General features: G+C 51.6%; 11 protein-coding genes and 1 pseudogene. 4 read left to right on the forward strand and 8 right to left on the reverse strand.

What is annotated here, in order from left to right:
* Nucleotides 1-2: 2 nt before the first annotated feature.
* Together ABE504_RS13435 and ABE504_RS13440 are read left to right on the forward strand one after the other, a co-directional pair.
* On the forward strand, nucleotides 3-971 hold the full coding sequence (locus ABE504_RS13435; protein WP_430089066.1) for an ABC transporter permease: 969 nt from the start codon (nucleotides 3-5) through the stop codon (nucleotides 969-971).
* The gene (locus tag ABE504_RS13440; protein WP_430089069.1) at nucleotides 965-1,816 is read left to right on the forward strand and encodes a carbohydrate ABC transporter permease; all 852 of its coding nucleotides are present in this window, start codon (nucleotides 965-967) and stop codon (nucleotides 1,814-1,816) included. The genes ABE504_RS13435 and ABE504_RS13440 overlap by 7 nt, the downstream gene beginning before the upstream one ends.
* 111 nt (nucleotides 1,817-1,927) lie before the next feature.
* Here the strand turns inward: ABE504_RS13440 and ABE504_RS13445 are convergent.
* Nucleotides 1,928-3,298: pseudogene (locus tag ABE504_RS13445) on the reverse strand (FAD-dependent oxidoreductase); the annotation flags it as partial.
* 20 nt (nucleotides 3,299-3,318) lie between these two features.
* Between ABE504_RS13445 and ABE504_RS13450 the strand changes: the two are divergent.
* Nucleotides 3,319-3,948 carry a sensor histidine kinase gene (locus ABE504_RS13450; RefSeq protein ID WP_430089928.1) on the forward strand — a complete coding sequence of 210 codons (630 nt, stop codon included), beginning with the start codon at nucleotides 3,319-3,321 and terminating at the stop codon, nucleotides 3,946-3,948.
* A gap of 87 nt (nucleotides 3,949-4,035) precedes the next feature.
* On the opposite strand, the gene ABE504_RS13455 is transcribed toward ABE504_RS13450, so the two are convergent.
* From ABE504_RS13455 to ABE504_RS13470, 4 genes are all read right to left on the reverse strand, one after another.
* Nucleotides 4,036-8,514, reverse strand: coding sequence for an OmpL47-type beta-barrel domain-containing protein (locus ABE504_RS13455; RefSeq protein ID WP_430089072.1), 4,479 nt, complete (start codon nucleotides 8,512-8,514; stop codon nucleotides 4,036-4,038).
* 117 nt (nucleotides 8,515-8,631) lie between these two features.
* Nucleotides 8,632-9,486, reverse strand: coding sequence for a carbohydrate ABC transporter permease (locus tag ABE504_RS13460; protein WP_430089075.1), 855 nt, complete (start codon nucleotides 9,484-9,486; stop codon nucleotides 8,632-8,634).
* Complete coding sequence (locus tag ABE504_RS13465) at nucleotides 9,480-10,454, reverse strand: ABC transporter permease (protein ID WP_430089078.1); 975 nt, start codon at nucleotides 10,452-10,454, stop codon at nucleotides 9,480-9,482. The genes ABE504_RS13460 and ABE504_RS13465 overlap by 7 nt, the downstream gene beginning before the upstream one ends.
* A gap of 28 nt (nucleotides 10,455-10,482) precedes the next feature.
* Nucleotides 10,483-12,072 (reverse strand): extracellular solute-binding protein, encoded by a 1,590-nt coding sequence (locus ABE504_RS13470; RefSeq protein ID WP_430089079.1) that lies wholly within the window; start codon nucleotides 12,070-12,072, stop codon nucleotides 10,483-10,485.
* A 278-nt stretch (nucleotides 12,073-12,350) separates the two neighbouring features.
* On the opposite strand from ABE504_RS13470, the gene ABE504_RS13475 reads away from it, so the two are divergent.
* Entirely contained in the window at nucleotides 12,351-14,705 is a 2,355-nt protein-coding gene (locus tag ABE504_RS13475; RefSeq protein ID WP_430089081.1) for a helix-turn-helix domain-containing protein, read from the forward strand.
* A gap of 485 nt (nucleotides 14,706-15,190) precedes the next feature.
* On the opposite strand, the gene ABE504_RS13480 is transcribed toward ABE504_RS13475, so the two are convergent.
* From ABE504_RS13480 to ABE504_RS13490, 3 genes are all read right to left on the reverse strand, one after another.
* Complete coding sequence (locus ABE504_RS13480) at nucleotides 15,191-17,839, reverse strand: family 16 glycoside hydrolase (protein WP_430089082.1); 2,649 nt, start codon at nucleotides 17,837-17,839, stop codon at nucleotides 15,191-15,193.
* 142 nt (nucleotides 17,840-17,981) lie between these two features.
* The gene (locus ABE504_RS13485) at nucleotides 17,982-18,677 is read right to left on the reverse strand and encodes a response regulator (RefSeq protein ID WP_430089084.1); all 696 of its coding nucleotides are present in this window, start codon (nucleotides 18,675-18,677) and stop codon (nucleotides 17,982-17,984) included.
* The gene (locus ABE504_RS13490; RefSeq protein ID WP_430089087.1) at nucleotides 18,674-20,212 is read right to left on the reverse strand and encodes a DUF4118 domain-containing protein; all 1,539 of its coding nucleotides are present in this window, start codon (nucleotides 20,210-20,212) and stop codon (nucleotides 18,674-18,676) included. Before ABE504_RS13490 ends, ABE504_RS13485 begins: the two co-directional genes overlap by 4 nt.
* Nucleotides 20,213-20,215 lie beyond the last annotated feature (3 nt).

Below are 20,215 nucleotides of genomic sequence, written 5' to 3' on the forward strand. Positions count from 1 at the left end.
CGATGGAGGAGCTTGCGGCTATGGAAGCGGTTGGCCGTGGCAGTATGCCGGCCGTGAAGAAAAGGAAGCATCTCTTGTATTATCTCCGGCGGGATCGATATCTGTATCTGTTCTTGCTGCCGGCGCTGAGCTTTTATCTGGTTTTCAAGTATACCCCCCTTTACGGGGAACTGATCGCCTTCAAAGATTTCCAGATTATGAAGGGTATCTGGAACAGTCCCTGGGTGGGCCTGAAACATTTTCGGGCCCTGTTGTCCAATCCGGATTTCTGGCAGGTGTTCCGCAATACGATGCTGCTGAATGTCTACAAGCTCCTGTTTGTATTTCCGGCCCCCATCCTCTTGGCGTTAATGCTCAATGAGGTCCGGCTCAATGGCTTCAAACGGCTTATCCAGAACCTGCTGTATCTGCCCCACTTCATCTCCTGGGTGGTGCTGGGCGGCATCATTGTGGCTGTCTTGTCCCCCAGCACAGGGATTATCAACACCGTTTTGGAAAAAGGGGGTGGCATGGAACCCATTTATTTCATGACCCATGCGGGCTGGTGGCCTGTGGTGTTCACCCTCTCCTCCATCTGGCAGAGCGCAGGCTGGGGAACCATCCTGTATCTGGCGGCTATGGCCAACATTGATCCGCAGCTGTATGAAGCCGCCAAAATCGACGGCGCCTCCAAGCTCCGCCAGATTTGGCATGTCACCCTGCCAGGCATCCGGCCCACCATTGCCATCCTGCTGATTCTCCAGATGGGGCAACTGACGGACGTCGGGTTCGAGCAGGTGTACAATCTGCAAAACGAAGCGGTATTCAGCGTGTCCGATGTTATCAGCACCTACGTATACCGGATGGGCTTGCAGGCCGCCCAATATAGCTATTCCACGGCAGTAGGGCTGTTCCAGGGGGTCATTGCCTTGATCCTGATGCTTACTGTCAACAAGATTACCAAAAAGATGGGAGAGGGCGGCTTATGGTAACCAAATGTCTACGAGGCTTAAATGGACTTTTACTCATCCTGTGCGCCTTCGCCACCACCTTTCCACTATTGAATGTGTTGGCCACCTCCCTCAGCAGCAGCACGGCCATTCTGTCCGGTGAGGTTTTCCTTTGGCCTGTGAACTGGACCACCACCGCCTTCTCCAACCTGTTCAAGGATGGACAGCTGATGAACGCCATGAAGAACTCCGTCATCATCACCGTGGTTGGGACCCTCATGCAGATGACGGTCACCACGTTGGCGGCCTACGCCTTGTCCAAAACACGGCTGAAAGGGCGGCGTACGGCGCTGCTGCTGATTTTGTTCACCATGATGTTCGGGGGCGGGTTGATCCCGATGTTCCTGCTGCTGAAAAACCTGCATATTCTGAACACCTTCTGGGCCATCTGGCTGCCGGGACTGATCAGTACCTACAACCTTTTTGTGATGAAATCCTCCTTCGAGGGACTGCCCGGCGAGCTGGAGGAATCGGCCACCATCGACGGCGCCAGCGATCTGACCATCTTCACCCGGATTGTGCTCCCACTGTCCAAGCCGGTGCTCGCCGCCATCTCTCTCTTTTATGCGGTGGGACTGTGGAACGTGTATGCACCGGCCCTGTACTTTATCACGGATTCTTCCAAAATGCCTCTGACCGTAAAGCTCTACCAGATGATTCAGCTCCCTGACACCAATCTTCTGGACAGCTCCGATCTGAGCTTTGTGCCCCCGGAAGGGATGAAGGCAGCGGCCATTATCATTACCGTCATGCCAATTCTGTGCCTGTATCCGTTTCTGCAGAAATATTTTGTCAAGGGAGTGCTGCTCGGCTCCATCAAAGGCTGAAGAAAACGATCACCTGCGGGTGGTCTTTTCTTTTTCCCCCCAAGCACCTCGCTGATCGTATCCAGCAAAACCAGGAGCCCGTCTAGCGACGAGCTCCTTCATGTCGATCATCTATGATTTCATCGTAAACGGATTATGGTGGGAAGCACTGGTCCCCGATCCCTCAATGCGGTGAAGTTTCAACGCTTCATCCCCTGCGTCATCCATTCCCTCATTCAGCAAGTATTGCCCTTGTGCCAAAAGCGCCTCACGCACTCGCCTCACATTGACCTGCCGATTGGTTGCCCCATCTGCAGCGGCAAGCGCTGCTGCCGTTCCTGCGCCTTGCCCGATGCCCATTGCGGTAGCCATCACGCGCACAGAACCGAAAGCGTGATGCGTTGCCGATATGCAGCGTCCGGCCGCCCACACATTATCGAGCCTTTGCGGCAGCAAGCTGCGATAAGGAATTTCGTATACCGCTTTGCCTGAACCGGTAAATACTTGTTGTTCGCCTTCCGGTGGATGAATATCGATCGCGAAAGTACCGCAGGCAATACCGTCCTCGAAGGCGCGACAGTTCAGCACATCCTCCTCGGTCATCGTATAATCGCCGACGATATGCCGAGTTTCCCGAACGCCTACTTGCACGCCGGTGTCCAGAATATACGAGTGTTCAAACCCGCCTACCCTGTTTTTCAAAAATTTCGCAATCTCCCAGGCCTGACGGCGCGTCTCCATCTCAGCCCTCGTCAATTCGCGCACATCCGTACCGTCAATGCCCTGCAGTCGGGTACAGTTCACAGCGAATTGGCCTTCTCTTGGCAGCTCATACATGAGAATGCGCGGTGCTGCATCTTTCGGATACTCTCCCTTTTCCATCGCATCTTTAATAATCTCTTTCATGCCCAGAAACGCTAACGCGCTTTGTGCATCGATCTCTGTATCCGTAGGAGAATCCTTGAGCAAATGGCGGTTCGCCTTCATCCACGCTTTCAATCCCGGAATATCGATGCCCCCGATCCGATAAAAGAGGGTTACCGGCTGCATCGCTCCGTCAGCTTCTCGCCCCTTCACAAACGGCGCACCCGCACGGGCTATGACATCGGCATCCGCCGAGCAGTCAATCACATACTTGGGGCAAATCGCCTGACGGCCGCTTTTGCTCTCGACCAGTACAGTCGTGATCCCGCCATTCTCCACCAGCACGTCAGAGAAAGCGCAATGCAAGAGCAGTTCGACTCCCGCTTCCTCCAGCATATTAAGCAAGATGAGTTTCATTCCCTCCGGGTCAAAAGGGGTCATAGAAGCATTATCAAACGTTAGATCCGTGACATGTCCGGGGGATGAGGTCATTTTCACCAAGCGATCTACCACTTCGCCCGCAACGCCACGAATGACTTGCTTGCCGTGGGTATCGTGGAATGTAAACATGGGATTGACCATGGCGATCGTCAAATTTCCCCCTACAAAGCCGTAGCGCTCGATCAGCATGGTCCTGGCCCCCGATCTAGATCTTGATTATGCTCACGGCGACCTTGATCGCGAGCCTAATCAGCAAGCCGCTGCAGATACTACAGGACTTAATGTATGATGTGAACGGCGGAAACTTTGAAGCCCGGATGAATCACAAAAGGCGAGATGAAATCGGCGCACTGCAGCAGCAGATTAACCCTCATTTTTTATACAATACGCTGGAATCGATTAAATGGATGGCTTTCAGGCAAGGTGCCGACGAAATCGTTGAAATGACAACCGCGCTGGGGCAATATTTCAGAGGAAGTATTAGCAAAAAAAGTGGTCTAGTTCGCATGTCAGAGGAATTAGATCACCTGGAGCAATACTTGCGCATTCAAAATATTAGAGCGAAGGACCGATTCATCGTAATTTGGGATGTGTCCGAAGCGCTGCAATCTTCCTTAACGGTCAAATTGATTTTGCAGCCAATCGTGGAAAACGCAATTTTACACGGCCTGGATACGATCGAGGCGTACGGTCTGCTGATGATCAAAGGGTACGATGGAAGCCATATGCATATCGAAATTCTTGATAATGGCACGGGGATGAGCGAGGTACAATTGCAGCGGTTGCGCATGATCAAAGAGGAGTCCCGGGAAACGAACTATTCCGGAATTGGACACCTACATCCCTGATCTCTTCTTAATTTCAAAAATAATTAGTTACGTATACTTATCAAACAACCCGCTCCATCGTCATCGATGAGAGCGGGCTATTTTCCTTTATTCCAATCGGGCTAGCAGGTAACGGGCGTCCCTGAGCAGGAAGCTCGCAGCCGCGTCGGAGATATGCTTCCCGAGCTGTGCCTCCACTTCCTGAATAAACGGCTTTACCTTGCCGTTTCTCAATTTGGCTTGCAGGCTGTTGGCGATTCCGGGCTGATCAATCTCCTTGCTCCCGGCGAATCGGTTCACCATCGCCATGAGGGTCGGAATGCCGGTCACCGTCTCAAATTGGATCGTGACGCTCGCCATGTTGCCGGCCTTGTCCCCGGCTGACACAACAATCGTATGCATGCCGGGCGACAACGTATAGAGCGGGATTGCCGTTCCTACTGCGTATGCATATGTGTCCAACGTCACGGTAGTCGCGCTACCTTCCACGCCGGACAAGTTATCGTCCACCTCGATCAGTGGCGTCAACTCCCCCGAGCCTTCGTAAGTTGCATTACCGTTCGGCAAGGTAACCGTAATCGACGGCGCCGTTTGATCCAGATTGACAGCGACCGTCTGGGGCGTCTCCGCATTTCCGGCCCGATCCGTCGATCGGATGCTGACGGCGTAGCTGCCGTCCTGATTGATCGTGATCGGTCCCGAATACGAATGCCAGCCGCCATCCCCGTTCATGCGATATTCACTTCCCAAGATACCGGACTGCGTGTCCTCTGCCAATAATTGAAGTGTTACCGGATGGACGTACCACCCATTCGCTCCGTCCGGCTGCCCCGGCTGCACGGCTGCCGTTGTGACAGGGGGCTCCGTATCCCGCAGCTGCAGGAGATACGGCGTCAGGGGCTGCAGCTCAAAGCTCGTTCCCGCAAATGTTTCCCCTGTAATCAGATTCGTAAATCCGGTCAGCGGGATGCCGTCCCGTTCCGCGGATACCGTAACGGAAGATGAACCATAATTGACTGTGTTCACTAAGGGCGCTCCGTCGTAATCGACGCTTCGCCACTCAACCCCATAAACCGGCTGCTGGGTAACCGAATCGATCAGTCCGATACGGCCAGGATCGACGTTCTCCAAGAGGGGGAGGAGTTCCAAACGGATCTGTTCGGCCGTCCGGTCGGTTGAGGCGATCGTAACCGCATGGGCAAAAATATAGTCTCGGTCTGTGGTGGATAACATTTCGCCATGAGGGCTATATTTCAGCGAGCCGGAGCCGATCACAAGTACCTTCCCTCCCTGTTCCTGGAACTGCCGAATGCCTTGCAGCGTAGACGCATCTGCGCGAACCGCATTCGGAACGATCAGCAGCTTGTAATCGTTCAAGCCGCCGCTTGCGATCTGCCGTTCCGAGACGTAGCCGGCCTTCCGCCCGCTGTAGGACAAGGCCTCATAAGCCCGCAAGTTGACCTTGGCATAATCGCTTGTAAACACGCCCGATGCCAGCGAGTACAGAATGGCAACTTGCGGCTTTTCATTCTGCAGGGCGGTTACTTCCTTCGCCAGCCGGTTCAGGTCAAGATTGGTGCGGCCAATATCGGCAACCACATCCGGACGGTGAAGAATGCTGCCTTCCCGGCTTGATGCCGCATCGTAGGTGCGTTCCCAGATCCAATACGTAGTGGCGCTCTCGCCGTGAATGGAGCTCTGCCACAGGTCGGTACGGACATGGTCGGCCTGCTCCGGAATGTACGATTTGTCCCCGTCTGCAATGACATGATGCTCGGAATTGAACACCGGCGCTTGCTTGAAGGAAGTCTGAAGATCGTAAAAGCTGAGCTCCTCCATAAACCCTTTGGGTCCTTCATTGATATAGTTCCAGTTATCGTTGCCGTTGATCTGGCTCCAACCGGAGAACCGTTCCACGTCGATTCCCCAGGACAGGCTGCCTTGCGGATCGCCCATGATCTTCGCATGCATAGGCAGCTCCGGAGCAAGTTCATGAATAATGCCGGCCATCCATTCATGCCAACGGGCAAAATAGTCCTGATTGAACAGCACGTAGTCGTAAGCGGCAGGAGTGGCCGTGATTTGCGCCGGCATCATGACCTCGGCGAATGAACCGTAAGTTTTGTTGTAAACCAGGTTCAACGACTGGATATCCCCGTTATAGATACTGCTCAAGTAATCCTGCCACGCGCCAACAGCATAGGGATCCTGATTGGCTTGATAGGTCGGCTCGTTGCTTAGTGTGACGCTATGCAGCGAAGGATACGTTCTTATCTGCGGGATCAGCGCCCTCAGGTAGTCTTCGACGATGCTCCGTGCCATCGGTTGCATGATCGAGAATTTGATGCCACCGCTATTCGTCGTTTTCAGCTCGGGCCATTTATCCAAGGCCCACGCAGGAAAATAGTGCGGTGACAAAAGCAGGTTGACGGCAATATCGTGATCTGCGGCGCGCTGAAGCACCTGTCGGATATCCGAGTCGATTTTTTTCGTCGATACGATGTACGGTTTATTCTCCGAATAGCCTCCCAGCTCTTCAAAACCGGGATTCTGCACGAGATTGACCGCGCTCCCCGCTTTGACAACGGATAGATCGTCGATCCAAACCGTCCCTGCATTCTCGGAAAGAACCGTCAACCGGTAAGAGGTTTCGGCCGCTCCTGTCGTGTACGTGTAAGAGACTTCCGTCCAATTGTAAGTTCCGCTTGGGAATGATTTGCGCTGCTTCCACCCCGCTCCTCCTGGAAACCAGACATTTTTGGCATTCTCGCCCTTGACCCATACTTTAAACGTGTAGGTCGTATTGGGCTCTACCGGAATGGTCTGGCCAACATTCACATAAACGTTGGATTGGAACGGACTGCTGTTCACGATCCGTAGCGAGTAATCGCCCGAATGGCTGACGCCGCTAACCGGATTCACCGATGCCGTGACGCCGCCCGAACGGCCGACCTCGTATTGATTCACGAAATCCTTATTGTCAACAATTACGTCGCGGGGACCCATCTCAATCTGAATGATGTTGGCGCCGAGGTCCTGGAACTTTGGAATATCGCTCCTGACCTGATTGAAGTGCCCGTAGCCCGTAAAGAAAATCGGCCTCCGCTCCGTCGCTCCGGTGCTTCTCACCTTGGTATTCCCCAGAAAGGAATAGCCGGAAATATCGGACTGCCCGGTGACATATCGCGGAGCGGCTTGTGGCGCTTGCGCCCCGCTCAAGTAGCTCTGCAGCTTAGCCATCGCTTCGTCGTACAAGCGCTGCAGTTCAAAGGCTACATATTGGGCTCGGCTTAGCCTGCCATTGGCAATATCATCTTTGCCGTACTGGATAAAATCCTTGATGACCGTGTAGTTGATCCGTTCATAATCGGTCGACAGCCCCTGCGCTTCGTTCTGCAGAAGCAGCTGCTCCAGCTGCGGAAGCTTCGCATTCACACTATCCAGGATCACGCCAACCGCTTGTGCGCTCAAATTGGCCTCCACTTGGAAGCTCTGTTGCTTCGTTTGGCCGGATACGGCATCCGTCATCGTAAAATCAAGCTGATACGTCTTCGCCTCCGTCGCCGTAAAGGGCAGGGTCAGCTCCGCAGCAGACTGCCCGGGGATGACGACCTGCTGCTGAACGCCGAGTACCTCCGAGGCAAGTTCCAGTGTCTGGGGCGTGTTCTTCCAGTTCACTGCGTACAGTTTGTAATCGTTTGCAATCATGGTATCGGTCTTGCCCGGACCTTCCACCCAGAAGCTCCATGGCTCAGCAGCCGGAATAAGCTGCAGGCGGGCGTGATCGTCTGGGCTTTTTGCCTTCCCGATGCCTGGTGTCCACTCGATCCAACCCTTCCGGCCTGCCCCGTCATTGTCATTGATCAGCAGTGTGAAAGGAAGAATGCCGTTTGCCGGCTTTCCTGTCGATATCGTCATCCACGGCATTTTGACCTCGTAGACCGTTTCATTCCCCTGCTGCGACGCGGCCGCCGTTATCTGATCCTTGCCAGCTACGGCCTGCCCTTCGCTGAACTGCCATAGATGGGCCGTGCCATCCATGTAGTTGATCCCGTATTCGGGCCCGTAGATTCCGCCAGGACTGAAGGCGAACTGGATGCTATCCCCTCGCCACATCGTGCTGTCGGCAACGGGGGTATGCACATTATCCTTCACCCGAGCCGCCCAATAAAAAAAATCATCATCGTACGCCAGATAAACATCGGCGGACACATCGGCCTCTCCAGTCCATCCGCTCATGACGACTTGCCCGGATGCCGCCGGCAGATGCAGCCCCGAATAGGAGCCCCACTCATTCAATGTCCCGTCAATCGCGATATTTCCAGCGTGAATGACAGGTATAGCGGTATGTCCGCCAAAGGTGTGTTGGAACGAATCCCATGCCGTGATGACCGGAGTAACGGTTTGGTAGGTGGCACCTGTAACTGATGTGCCGGAACCTCCATCTGATAACGCTTCCAATTGCATCCCGTGTGCAGCCGATTGAAAGACTCCTCCCATGCCGAGCAGCCAAGCCAGCGCCAGACTGCAGCCGACTTTCCACGCTTTCCATGCTTTCCATGCTTTCCATGATGATGCCTTCCCCATTGCTTCAACCTCCTAATGGTCGCCATTTAAGAATGGCGGTTGTTTGTTGCACAGCCAGAAGAGACGAGCGGACGGTTTCTCGCCCGCCCGGTTCTCCCATGACCAATTCGTCCTGCGTTAGCCCTTCACGGAACCCAGCAGCACCCCCTTGACGAAATATTTTTGCAGAAACGGGTACACACACAGAATCGGGCCTACCGTGATCACGATCGCGGCCGCTTTAAGCCCCTCCGGTTGAATGTACTGGGATGGGTCCGTGCCGCCAAGCAAGGAATCGATCGGCGTCTGCAGCATCTGGTACAGCTTGACCGTGACGGGCAGCAGCTGGGATTTGGTAATAAAGTATAAAGCGCTCGAGTAGGTGTTCCACAGCGCTACCGCATAGAACAGGGAGATGGCAGCCAGAATCCCCTTGGATAAGGGCAGAACCAGCTTCGCAAACACGGTGAGATCGCCCGCTCCGTCCATTGTCGCCGACTCTTCCAGCTCTGCCGGCAAGCCTTCGAAGAACGATTTCATGACGAACAAATTGTAAGCGCTGACCAGCCCAGGCAGCCAAATCGCCCAGAACGTGTTGAGCAGATGCAGCTGTTTGACCAGCAAGAACAAAGGAATCAAGCCTGTGCCGAACAGCATGCCGAACAGCACGATATAGGTAAACAGGCGCCTGCCCTTCAGCCTTTTTTTGGACAGCGCGTAGGCTGCGAGGGTCGTCGCGAGCATCTGGAGAGCAGTTCCGATGACGGTGATGACGACCGTATTCCCCATCGCCTTCAGCAATTGCCCGTCCAATAACAACTGCTTGTAGGCAAGCACATTAAATTCCACCGGGATCAGCTTCACTTCCCCGGAGATGATCGCCCTGCTACTGCTGAACGACATGGATATGACATTTAGAAACGGAAACAGCGTGACGAACGCGCACATCGCCAGGAACGCGTACAGAGGCGCGTATGCAAGTCTTTTTACCATAAGCCGCCCTCTCCCAGTTTCTTCACGATTTTGTTCACAAGCACCACCAGGATCAATCCAATAACTCCTTGAAACAGTCCGACGGCGGTGGCCATGCTGTATTGCGCGTTCTGGAGCCCGGTTCGATACACATAGGTGCTGATCACGTCCGCCACGCTGAATACGGCCGGATTCTGCAGATTGTACACATGCTCGAAACCGACGTCCATGACCTTGCCCATCTGCAGAACCAGAAGGACCGCGATCGTGCCCCGAATACCCGGAATCGTGATGTGCCAGATTTGACGCAGCTTGCCCGCCCCGTCCATCTTCGCCGCTTCATATAGGCCCGGATCGATGGCGGAGATGGCTGCCATATAGATGATGGTCCCCCACCCCGCGCTTTGCCAGACGGTGGACGCGCTGAAGGCAACCGGCCACCATTCGGGCCTGGTCATGAAATAAATCGGCTCCCCCCCGAACGACCGGATCACGACGTTGACCACGCCCGTTGAGGGCGACAGCAAGGAAACGATGATGCCTGCAAGTACAACCCACGATATAAAGAATGGCAAGTAGAGCATATTTTGGATCATGCGTTTGTACCAATTCACCCGCACCTCATTGAGGAGCAGGGCGAGCACGATCGGCGCGGGGAATGCGAAGACGAGATTGTACAGGTTGAGCAGCAGCGTATTGCGCAGCACCATCCAGAAGTCGTGACTAGCGAACAGCGTGCGAAAGTGCGCCAGCCCGACCCATTCGCTCCCCCAAATCCCTGCGATCAGACGAAAATCCTTAAACGCGATAACCTCTCCGTACAACGTTACGAACTTGAACAAAAGAAAGTACAGCATGGCCGGCAACAAAAAGAGGTAGAGCACCCGGTCGCGGTACAAAGTCTTTAGCAGGACGCCGCTCCCTCGCATAGGGCCGGCTGCGGCAGGGACGGCACCGGGAACCGTACGGCGCTCCATTGTCTTCTCCATTTTGATCTCCCCACTCTCCCTGGCCGAATTACTTCAGCTTGTCTTTATTGGCGTCGTACCAAGCCTGAACCTTCGCCGTTACGCCGTCTCCTCCAAGGCTGTCCCAGGCTTTGCGAATTTCTGTAACGGCCGCATCGGCGGTTATGCTATCCGTCATGGCCATTCGGGTGATGATCTCTTTCCATTTGGCTTCGAATTGGCCGGAGATCGCCGAATACTCCGCAACGGACGGGACGTAAGGAATATCCTTGCGGAACTTGACGGTATTCGAATAGTTGATGATGTCTCCCTTGAGTTTGGCGAATTCCAGGCCGACCGGATCGGTTCCCGCTTGCGTAATCAACGTTTGCGGCGTCATTTGCTCCTGCTGGACAACCCGATATTCTCCGGCGTAGCTGACTTCTTTCTTCCACTTGTCGGAATCGATCGTAACCGGAATCTGGTTCTCCAGCTTATAGTGGACTCCCTCCGTTCCGTAAGTCAGCGGCTTCCAGCCGTTGTCCAGCATCCAATCGACGAACTCGATCGCCGCCTTCGGGTTTTTCATATCTTTATTGAAGGCTGTCAATAGATGGTTAGGCACCTCAAGCTGATAACCGTTCGTTCCGTACTTGGTGGAAAGCGGAGGTACAACCGCAATCTTCGCGTTCGGATTATTCTTCTTCAAGTCGTTGATCGTATTGTCCATGTTGATGTTGCTGAAAAAGATGCCGGATCTCCCGGTCGTCCACAGCTGCTTCTGACGGGAAAACTCTTTGTCAGTGGCGAACTCCTTGTCGACTAGACTTTCCTTGTAGGCAAGTTGACGGAAATTAAGTGCATCCTTGTACCTGTCGATGAAGAAGCTTTGCACAGTCTTGCCATTCTCGACGAACCATTCCGCGCTGCGCGCCATAAACCAGTCGTCCGTTATCGCGTTGTAGGATGTGGATATCGCCATCGGAACCGTATCGTTTGCCTGATTCCCGTCAGGATCTTTGTCACGGAACGCCTTGGCTACGGCAAGCAGGTCATCCACTGATTTAGGCATGGCCAATCCCAGCTTATCGAGCCAGTCCTGCCGAATGAAGATGGCCGTGTTAGCGCGCGTAGGCCTCATGCTGGCGATGGCATACATCTTGCCGTCATCCAGCGTCAAATAAGGCTTCAACTCCGGATGCTCCTTCAAATATTTCTTATAGCTCGTGCTGTACTTCTCGATATACGCGTCAAGCGGCTGAATCGCACCCTCATTCGCCCAGCGGACGATGAAGTCGTGATTGAACGTGGTCAGCATGTCAGGCGCTTGCCCGGAGGCGATCAGCACATTGAATTTGTCCGCCTCCTGATTGCGGGGGATCGGCACCCACTTCACCTTGACGCCCGAATTGTCATTGATGTACTTCGTCCAACGGTTGTCTTCATAACTACCTTCTCCGGTGGCCACCTGCCCCCTGTCATAGATCGAGCCGGATATCTCTTTAGGGAGCGACGCATATTTGTCCCCGCTTGTAGCCGGTGCGCTTGCCCCCTCCTTCGAAGGCTCCGCCTGCTCGCTGCAGGCGGATAAAACGGCCGTTCCGCAAAGCACAAGCGCCAGCAAGCCCATCCCGGTTTTTTTTGCCTTGATACCTTTCATTTGTTTGACCTCCTGTTAGTCTTTGTTATGTTCGGATTAATTGGCGAGGCTGCCATGCTTCGTATCAGGCCGTCGCCGCCTCCAATCACAAGGCTAATATAGCTGATCGATCGCGGACAACGAAAGTGGCACAATCTACGATCAGGTTCGATTTGCCGCTATTCGCCGCGTTTTTGTAGAAAACGCAAGTTCATGACGGAATGTGACACTCGACTCCCCCTCCGGCCGACTATATAATAAAAGAGCTTTGGAGTAGGATTCGGGGGAGTGCATGTGCATTGAACAGAAAAATATCCGTTAAGCTCCAACTCATCAATATCGCTTTAATTGTAACCATCATACTGTCGACTGTCGCCATTTCCTATATCAGCTACATCCGGCACCTGGAAAGCCAGGTGATCAGCTCCAACCTGAACGTGCTCAGCCAGATCGGCAAGCGGGTCGACAGTATGCTGCAGGAAATCGATCTGACGATGCTTACCTTTCTTCGGGGCAGCGAAAGCCTTTCCTTCTTTGACAGCCCGGCTTCGAACTCGCCGCAGTCCCTGATGGGCATCTCCGCCTTGCAGGACAGGCTCGGCAGCATTCTCGGAGCCAATTTCAATATGAAATCCGTCATGCTCTACGCCAAGAACAGCGGGAAGCTCGTTACTCCAGCCGATTATTATAGCTTGAAGGATGCGCCCCAGATGAGCTGGGTACAGTTGTTCAGCGGCCCCGTCGCCAAATTCGACAAATGGACAGCCCTGCCCCCCGGGAACGATGGGGGGGCTATCGGTAGCGATTTCCTAATGGTTCGCTCTTACCCATTCCCGGCCGGAACCGTTGACAGCAAAGGAATCGCAGTGACCCGAATCAACGAAAGAAGCATCTCCCGCATGTTTGAGGATTTGCAATTCAACGACAGCTACAACGTTTTCCTCGTGGATCGGAACGGAACCATCATGTCCCATAAGGATCCGGAGCTCATTCATCAGAGCATACGCGACAAGAGCTACAGCGAGAAAATATTGGCCCAGCAAGGGCAGGGTTATGTCGTCGATAACACCGATCACGGACGCATTCTGGTATTCTACAACCATTCGTCTTATACCGGCTGGACGCTGATCTATGTCGTGTCCCGGCAGCAGCTCGGCACGTTGTCCTTCATCATCCGCAATATCCTGATCGGCGCAGCCTGCCTGCTAGCGGTGCTGGCGATCGCGGTAACCCGGTTCGTCAATAAGCAGTGGTTCGTGCCGATCGAGAATTTCGTCGCAAAACTGGATGATCTCGTCAGCCGCAGCCACCCTGTGCCCGGGAATCATCGTACCGCGTCTTCGTTTTCATACAGCGACCTTCAGAATAGAATCCAGCAGGTGTTCATCGGCTATTCGGATGCAGAGAGACGGCTTCACGAGAGCCTTCCGGCCTTGAAGCTGCAAATCATGTTCGAGATGCTCACAGGCAAACGGACGAAATTCGAAACGGCCGAGCCTCTTCTGAAACATGTCGGGATCGGCCTGCACCCAGCCAACTATATCGCGCTCACCGCCGAATTCGATCACAGGTCGGTGCAGAGCTCCGGCGATTTGCATCTGTATCTTTACGCACTGTGCAACGTTGCCGAGGAATCGATCGGGTCCCTCCATGACGGGGATGTCGTGAAAGGGGCCGCCGTTCAAATCAACGATTATCAAGCGGTCATCCTGCTGAGCTTCGCCTGTGACCGTCCCGCAAATAACGCGGGATTGGCGTTGATCTTTGCGGAAAGATTGAGAACCAATACCGAGCATCTGTTCAAAAAAACAATCAGCATCGGGGTAGGCTCCCCTTATCCCGGTTTTAAGGACATTCGAACGTCATACCTGGAATCGGTGGCTTTTGTTGCTTATAAAATTTTGACCGGCCCGAATGCAATCATCACTTCGGAGCAGGCTGGTTCGTGGGATAGCGGCAAAATGACGGAGGTGTTCGAGACGGTGGATGGGGTGCTCGAGGCCATCAAGCAGGCGGATGCCGGTCGGACGAACCTTAAGCTGGATGCTTTGTTCGACAACGTGGCGGCCACGAATTTAACCAAAGATATGATGGTGCAGCTCTGTCTTCAAGTGCTGCTCAAGGCGCTTAGGATCGCGGCGGATTCGAGTCTGGACGAGAGGTTTCAAGAGGATAAAGACACCGTGCTTGATCGGTTTCAGCATTGTGAAACGATGCAGGAGATGCAGGCCGTGCTCGGCGGGCAGTTGAACGGGCTGATCACGGCATTGATCGAAAAGCGGAGCACCCGCAAGAAGTCAAACGATCTCATTGAGGCCATCCAAGCCTATTTGACGGTTCATTATGTGAATAGCGATATCTCCGTCAATTATATGGCGGATCTGTTCGGCATCTCCCCCAATTATTTGAGCAAGCTGTTTAAAGAACACACGACGATGAATTTCATCGATTACCTGATCGAGATGCGCATGAAGGCCGCCAGTAGCCTACTACTCGAAACCCCTCTCAAACTGAACGAGATTGCGCTGCAAACCGGCTACGCCAATTTTTCAAGCTTCCTGCGGAACTTTAAGAAATATTACGGCATGACGCCTACGGAATTCCGGCAAGTGTATACGGACTCGATTGCTAAGTTCGATTCTTCAAAATTATAAGATTGTCGATATGTATGGTGTTGTTCATGACATACATGTTGAATAATTATAAGCACTCCAGAAAAAATGGTAAGTTTAATATATAAAGGGGAATAACGCTATGAATCAAGAGGATGTCAAACAACGTATTCAAGATTACCAGCAGGCAGGCGGCGTGCATCCTCTGATTTGTGGAAATAATGCAAGCACGAGAAACTATATCCTAAGGTTCTTGAACAAGGACTGGTTCTTCTTTGTCCGAACTGCAGCTATACGCAGACTTACATCCCTGATCTCTTTTTCGATGATGGTTTTTTTGAGTGGCTGCGAGGTATGAAGAGCTTGATTTAGAAAGATGCCCTATGCTCATTTAACATTTGAAGAGATAGCATAAAAAATCCGAACCATCAAAGGTTCGGATTTTATGATCAAACGTCAATATCGAAATTACTTGCAAAGTCTGCAACCATTCCTCTCACTCAAGACGGAAATGGTGTTTCTTGACACTAATTAGAAGTCAGAACCAATGGGTTATCAAAAGCTACATCTACCGAAGTGGTACGGAATCCGATTTTCCCTGTTGTCAATTCCGTTACAGGATTGGTCCAATTTGTCTTTAAGACTCCATCTACATAACCTTTGATCGTGTTGCCTTGAACGGAAGCCTTTATTGTATACCACTGGTTCGCCTGAGCTGTGAAAGATGTACTGGATACCAGGGTCAGCTGTCCGTTCACGGCCTTGTATAATTCCAGCTTTTGATTCGATGAATTGATACGATACATATAATAATTATCCGCATTCTGCACCCTGAAGACAATGCCTGCATTGGCATTCGTGATCGGCATTTTCGCTTTAGCTTCAAACGTATAATCCTTCCATGCATCGCCGGCGGTAATCAGCGCAGTCGCCGAATTATTTTGATTCAGAACTTTCGTACCGTCTGTTTTCACACTCCAAGAACCGGAAGATGACGTCCACCCTGTCGTATTGCCATTTTCGAAATTATCGCTAAACAGAATGATTGGAGAAACGATGACATCGTCAAAATGGACGCCCGCCGAAGTGGTGCGGAATCCGACTCCTCCTGTTGTCAGTTCTGATACAGGATTGGTCCATACCATTTTTAATTCGCCATCCACATAACAGGAAATTTTGTTGCCTTGTACAACCGCCTTCATGGTATAGAACTGCTTCTCCAGGGCTGTAAACGGCGTATTGGCTACAGACGTCAATTGTCCGTTCACGGATTTGTACAGCTCGAGCTTTTGATTCGATGAATTAATTCGATACATATAATAATTATTGGCATTCTGTACCCTGAAGACAATGCCTGCATTGGCGTCGGTAATCGGCATTCTCCCTCGAGCTTGAACCACATAATCCTTCCATGAGCCGCCGCTATTAGCGGTTATCAGGGATGTGGTTACCTGGCTCCCGCTGGACAACACGTTATTCGTGTCGACGGTCGGTACGCTCCAGCTGCCTGCAACGGATGTCCATCCAGCCATATCTCCATCTTCAAAATTATCGTTGAACAGCGGAGTGGAGTTGGCAAAATTGACTCCGTTTACATTACTATTTACGGTTAATTTTAAGTCAGTCAGGTTGGTGGCGAGCTTGCCTTTAACAACCACATCCGAGAAGGTGACCGTGTTAACCATTCCGCCCTTGGTGACATTACCGGAAATTCTGGATTGCTGAGATCCCAGCTCGCGAACATTAATGTTCTTTAATAACACATTGCTGACATCGCCGGAAGTGCTGGTAGAAACGCCCAGCCAATAGTTCCCGAATTGATTGATCCCGACACGTTCGATGTCGATATTCTCAAACGTAATATTTTGAGCGTAACCTTCCTCCGGAAGCGTATTATACTGATAACCATGATCAATCAACAAAGCTCGGGCACTTTGAAACACATACGAATTACGGATAGTCACGCCGATCTGCGGCTGCGCTACGCCCATTCCAATCTTGAAAGCCGCGCATCTTGTCCAGGCAAGGGCATCATCAAAGACCACATTCTCCACATGTTCAAGCGCTCCCGGCCACCCTGAAGACATCCCTGTTTGCAGCCAGGTTTTCGTAGAATAATTGTCATCATCGGATATGGCAATGGCATGTTGAACAAGCACGTTCTGACTCTCGTTAATATCGATGACGTCATCCTCAATTTTGTATAGATCCTGGAATCCCTTAAGATTTTTTATGGTCACATTGTCGGAACGAACGACCATGAACGACCAGAAACCGGCATCCCGCAATATGAGACCGTCAAACGTAAAATGGGAGGTTTGCAACGGGACAAGCAGGTTATTCAAGAAGCCTTCGCTTTTATTCGGTGCCGGCATGATTCTCGCCCGCATCTCCATCCCTTGTCCGTCAATGGTTCCCCTCCCCCGTATGGTGATATTGCTGGAGTTTACGGCAGTTCGTATAAAATACGTGCCATCCGCATTGCGTGAATCCTTCCGAAAATCAATCGCGTAGTCTTCACCTTTGCCTGTGCCGACAATGACGGCGCCTCCGGCCAGGTAAAAGGTCACATTGCTTTTTAAAGTCAGGTTCCCGCTCTTGTAGACACCGGCCGGCACGTATACAGTGCCGCCGCCAGCTTGATACGCGGCATCAATGGCTTGCTGAATCGCACCCGATGCCATCGACGTCCCCGTCTTATCGGCGTTGTATGGCGATTGGGTTACATTATAGATCCCGGCACCTGTGGACGGGGGAATATTCGTCTCCAAAGGATCTGCTGCGATGACAATCTTTTTCGTCAAGTCATTGATTTTCACGATCACATAGGTGGAGGATGAAAGCGAAAACGTCAGTTTGTTACCGTTGACCGTACCCTCGATGTTTTTGGCCATTGGACTGATGGAATAAGAGGTGATAGGTTGATTGACCGTAACTTCGATACGAACCGCGCCGGAAAAAGAAAATTGAGCGTAGTCATAGTCATCCAGATAGCTGATTACCGGAACGGATTCATCATCTGCTTTCAATGAATAAATACTTGACGCGGTATAGATGGAGGGCATCGGGTAGTTCTGAATCGTCGCGGCTGCATGTGAGGTCTGGGGTAAAAATCCTAGCGTTGATATAACGACAGCAAGAAATAATAAAAAACCATAGACTTTAATTTTTAACATAAAAACCTCCTTTGAAGATGTGATGAGTTCAGTATAGTCAGCATCGCATTCTCCCAGAAGGTGGTAATCTTTGTATTTCTGGTGCTATTTTATGGAAAACGAAATAAGGCTGCTTCGAATCTTTCTTCAAAGCAGCCTTGGTTCATTCTTGCCAAGCAAATCTGTATCCGATTCCGGGCTCCGTAAGAATATATTTGGGCCTTGTCGGATCTTCCTCGATTTTTTTCCTTAGATGACCGATATAAACCCTTAAATAATGGCTATCCGATTCATATTCTGAACCACCCCAAACTTGCTTGAGCAAGTGTCGATGCGTCATGACTCGTCCCGCATTTAGAGCAAGTTCTTTGAGCAGATCATATTCTGTCGGGGTCAATTTTATTTTTTCCTCATTTAATGCGACACTTCGTTGGGATAGATCAATCAGAAGATTGCCAAGCTTCAAAACAGGTTCTTCCGGTGTTTTCGCAATATGGCGCAAGGCTACCCGCAGGCGGGCCATAAATTCCCCCATGCCAAACGGCTTCGTCACATAATCGTCAGCACCGCAATCTAAAGCCGTAACCTTATCCTGTTCCTGATCCTGGGCAGTAAGGATAATGATCGGCACTTGCGACCACTGACGAATATGATCAAGCACTTCCATTCCGGTCACGTCTGGCAGTCCAAGATCCAAAACAATAAGATCCGGGCGTACCATGGCCGCTTGCAGCATGCCTTCCTGCCCCGTGGAGGCTTCATATACCATAAAACCATGCGCGGTTAACGTAACCCGAAGCAATCTGCATATTTGTGGCTCATCGTCAATAATTAGAATTTTCGCCCCTGTTATGTTCAAGCAGAATCGCCGCCCTTCTCAGTCAAACGTAAAGGTAAACTTATTTGAATAACCGTTCCTGTATGATGCTCTTGGCTGGCGTTTGCAGAAATGTGTCCGCCATGCGCCTCTATAATACTTTTGCATATGGCAAGACCGAGTCCTGTGCCAGTAATATGCTTCGTGCGGCTGCCGCGATAAAATTTTTCAAAGATTCGCTCCCTGTCGGCCGGAAGGATACCGACTCCCTGATCCGCAATGGTCAAGCTCAGCACATCGCCCTCCTCCTTCGCGCCTATACGAATCTCGCTCCCTTCAGGCGAATATTTAATCGCATTGCTGATGACGTTGATCAGGACTTGTTCGATGAGCACTTCATCGAGCGGAATTGAAGGAAGGGCCGGCTCCAGATCGACGATAACGGCTCTGTTAGCAAGAGAATCTCTCAATTGCATTAAAGCAACACCAACAACATCTTCAATGTCGCACCATTGTTTATTTAAACGCAGCATACCGCTCTCAATGCGGACCATACCGAGCAAATTCACGACGAGCCGATTCATTCGAGCTGCTCCCTCTCGCGTCGTAAGCAACAGCTCTCTCCGATCTTCTTGAGTAAACACATGCTCACCCTCAAGTAGACTGGTGACCGAGCCTGTGATCGCGGCCAGCGGAGTTCGCAGTTCATGAGACAGCGAATCCAGTATGGCCGTTCGAAGCTTTTCGGACTCAGCTGTCACCTGCGCTACCTTAGCTTCATTCGCAAGCTTAACTCGGGAAATGGCAACGGCTGCAAGATCAGCCAGCGCTTCAATGATTCGAATAAGCTCCGGCATTTCCGGCAAAGTCCGATGACCAACATGCACGACAAGGATGCCGTGCACCTCATGATCCGTATTTAAAGGGACATACAGCTGAGCAGATTCGCGCAGCGCTTCCGTCCCTCGACCTGCAATTGTAAGGTGATGATACACCCAGGAAGCAATAGACAAATGCGATTCATCAATCGCCCAATCCATGCTATCCTGCGAAAAGGCTTCAACCTGTATTTCCCCCGCCTGACTGCGCACCAGGATTGCCGCCTTCGTCTCCAGTGTTTCTGAGAAATGCTGGATGATCTGAGTTAATAATACTTCCAGATCAGAAATGGCTGTAATTTTGCGACTTAACGCATATAGAGCAGCTGTATTGGCTTCTTTCTGCTGCGCTTGTTGAAATTGCTTTCTAAGCTTTGACGCAAGATTAGAGGTAAGACCTGCCACACACAAAAAAACAACAAAAGTGAGCAGGTAGCGTAAATCAGCTACCGTCAGACTGAACATTGGCGGAACAAAGAAGAAATCAAAGGCTAGAACGCCCAGTCCCGCAGCAAAAAAAGAAGGCCCCTTTCCCCATCTGACCGCACTAAAAAGAACAGGGAATAAATAGAGAAGTGCGATATTGACGCTGTCAAAAAAGCGATAAAAGCATTTTAAGAAAATCGTCAATAGAATGATAAGTAACACAGTCACACCGTAGGATTTCCAATTTTTATATTCATACTTGGTCATATTCATTTA

This window comes from Paenibacillus oryzisoli (assembly GCF_050467285.1).
GTDB classification, from domain to species: domain Bacteria; phylum Bacillota; class Bacilli; order Paenibacillales; family NBRC-103111; genus Paenibacillus_E; species Paenibacillus_E oryzisoli_A.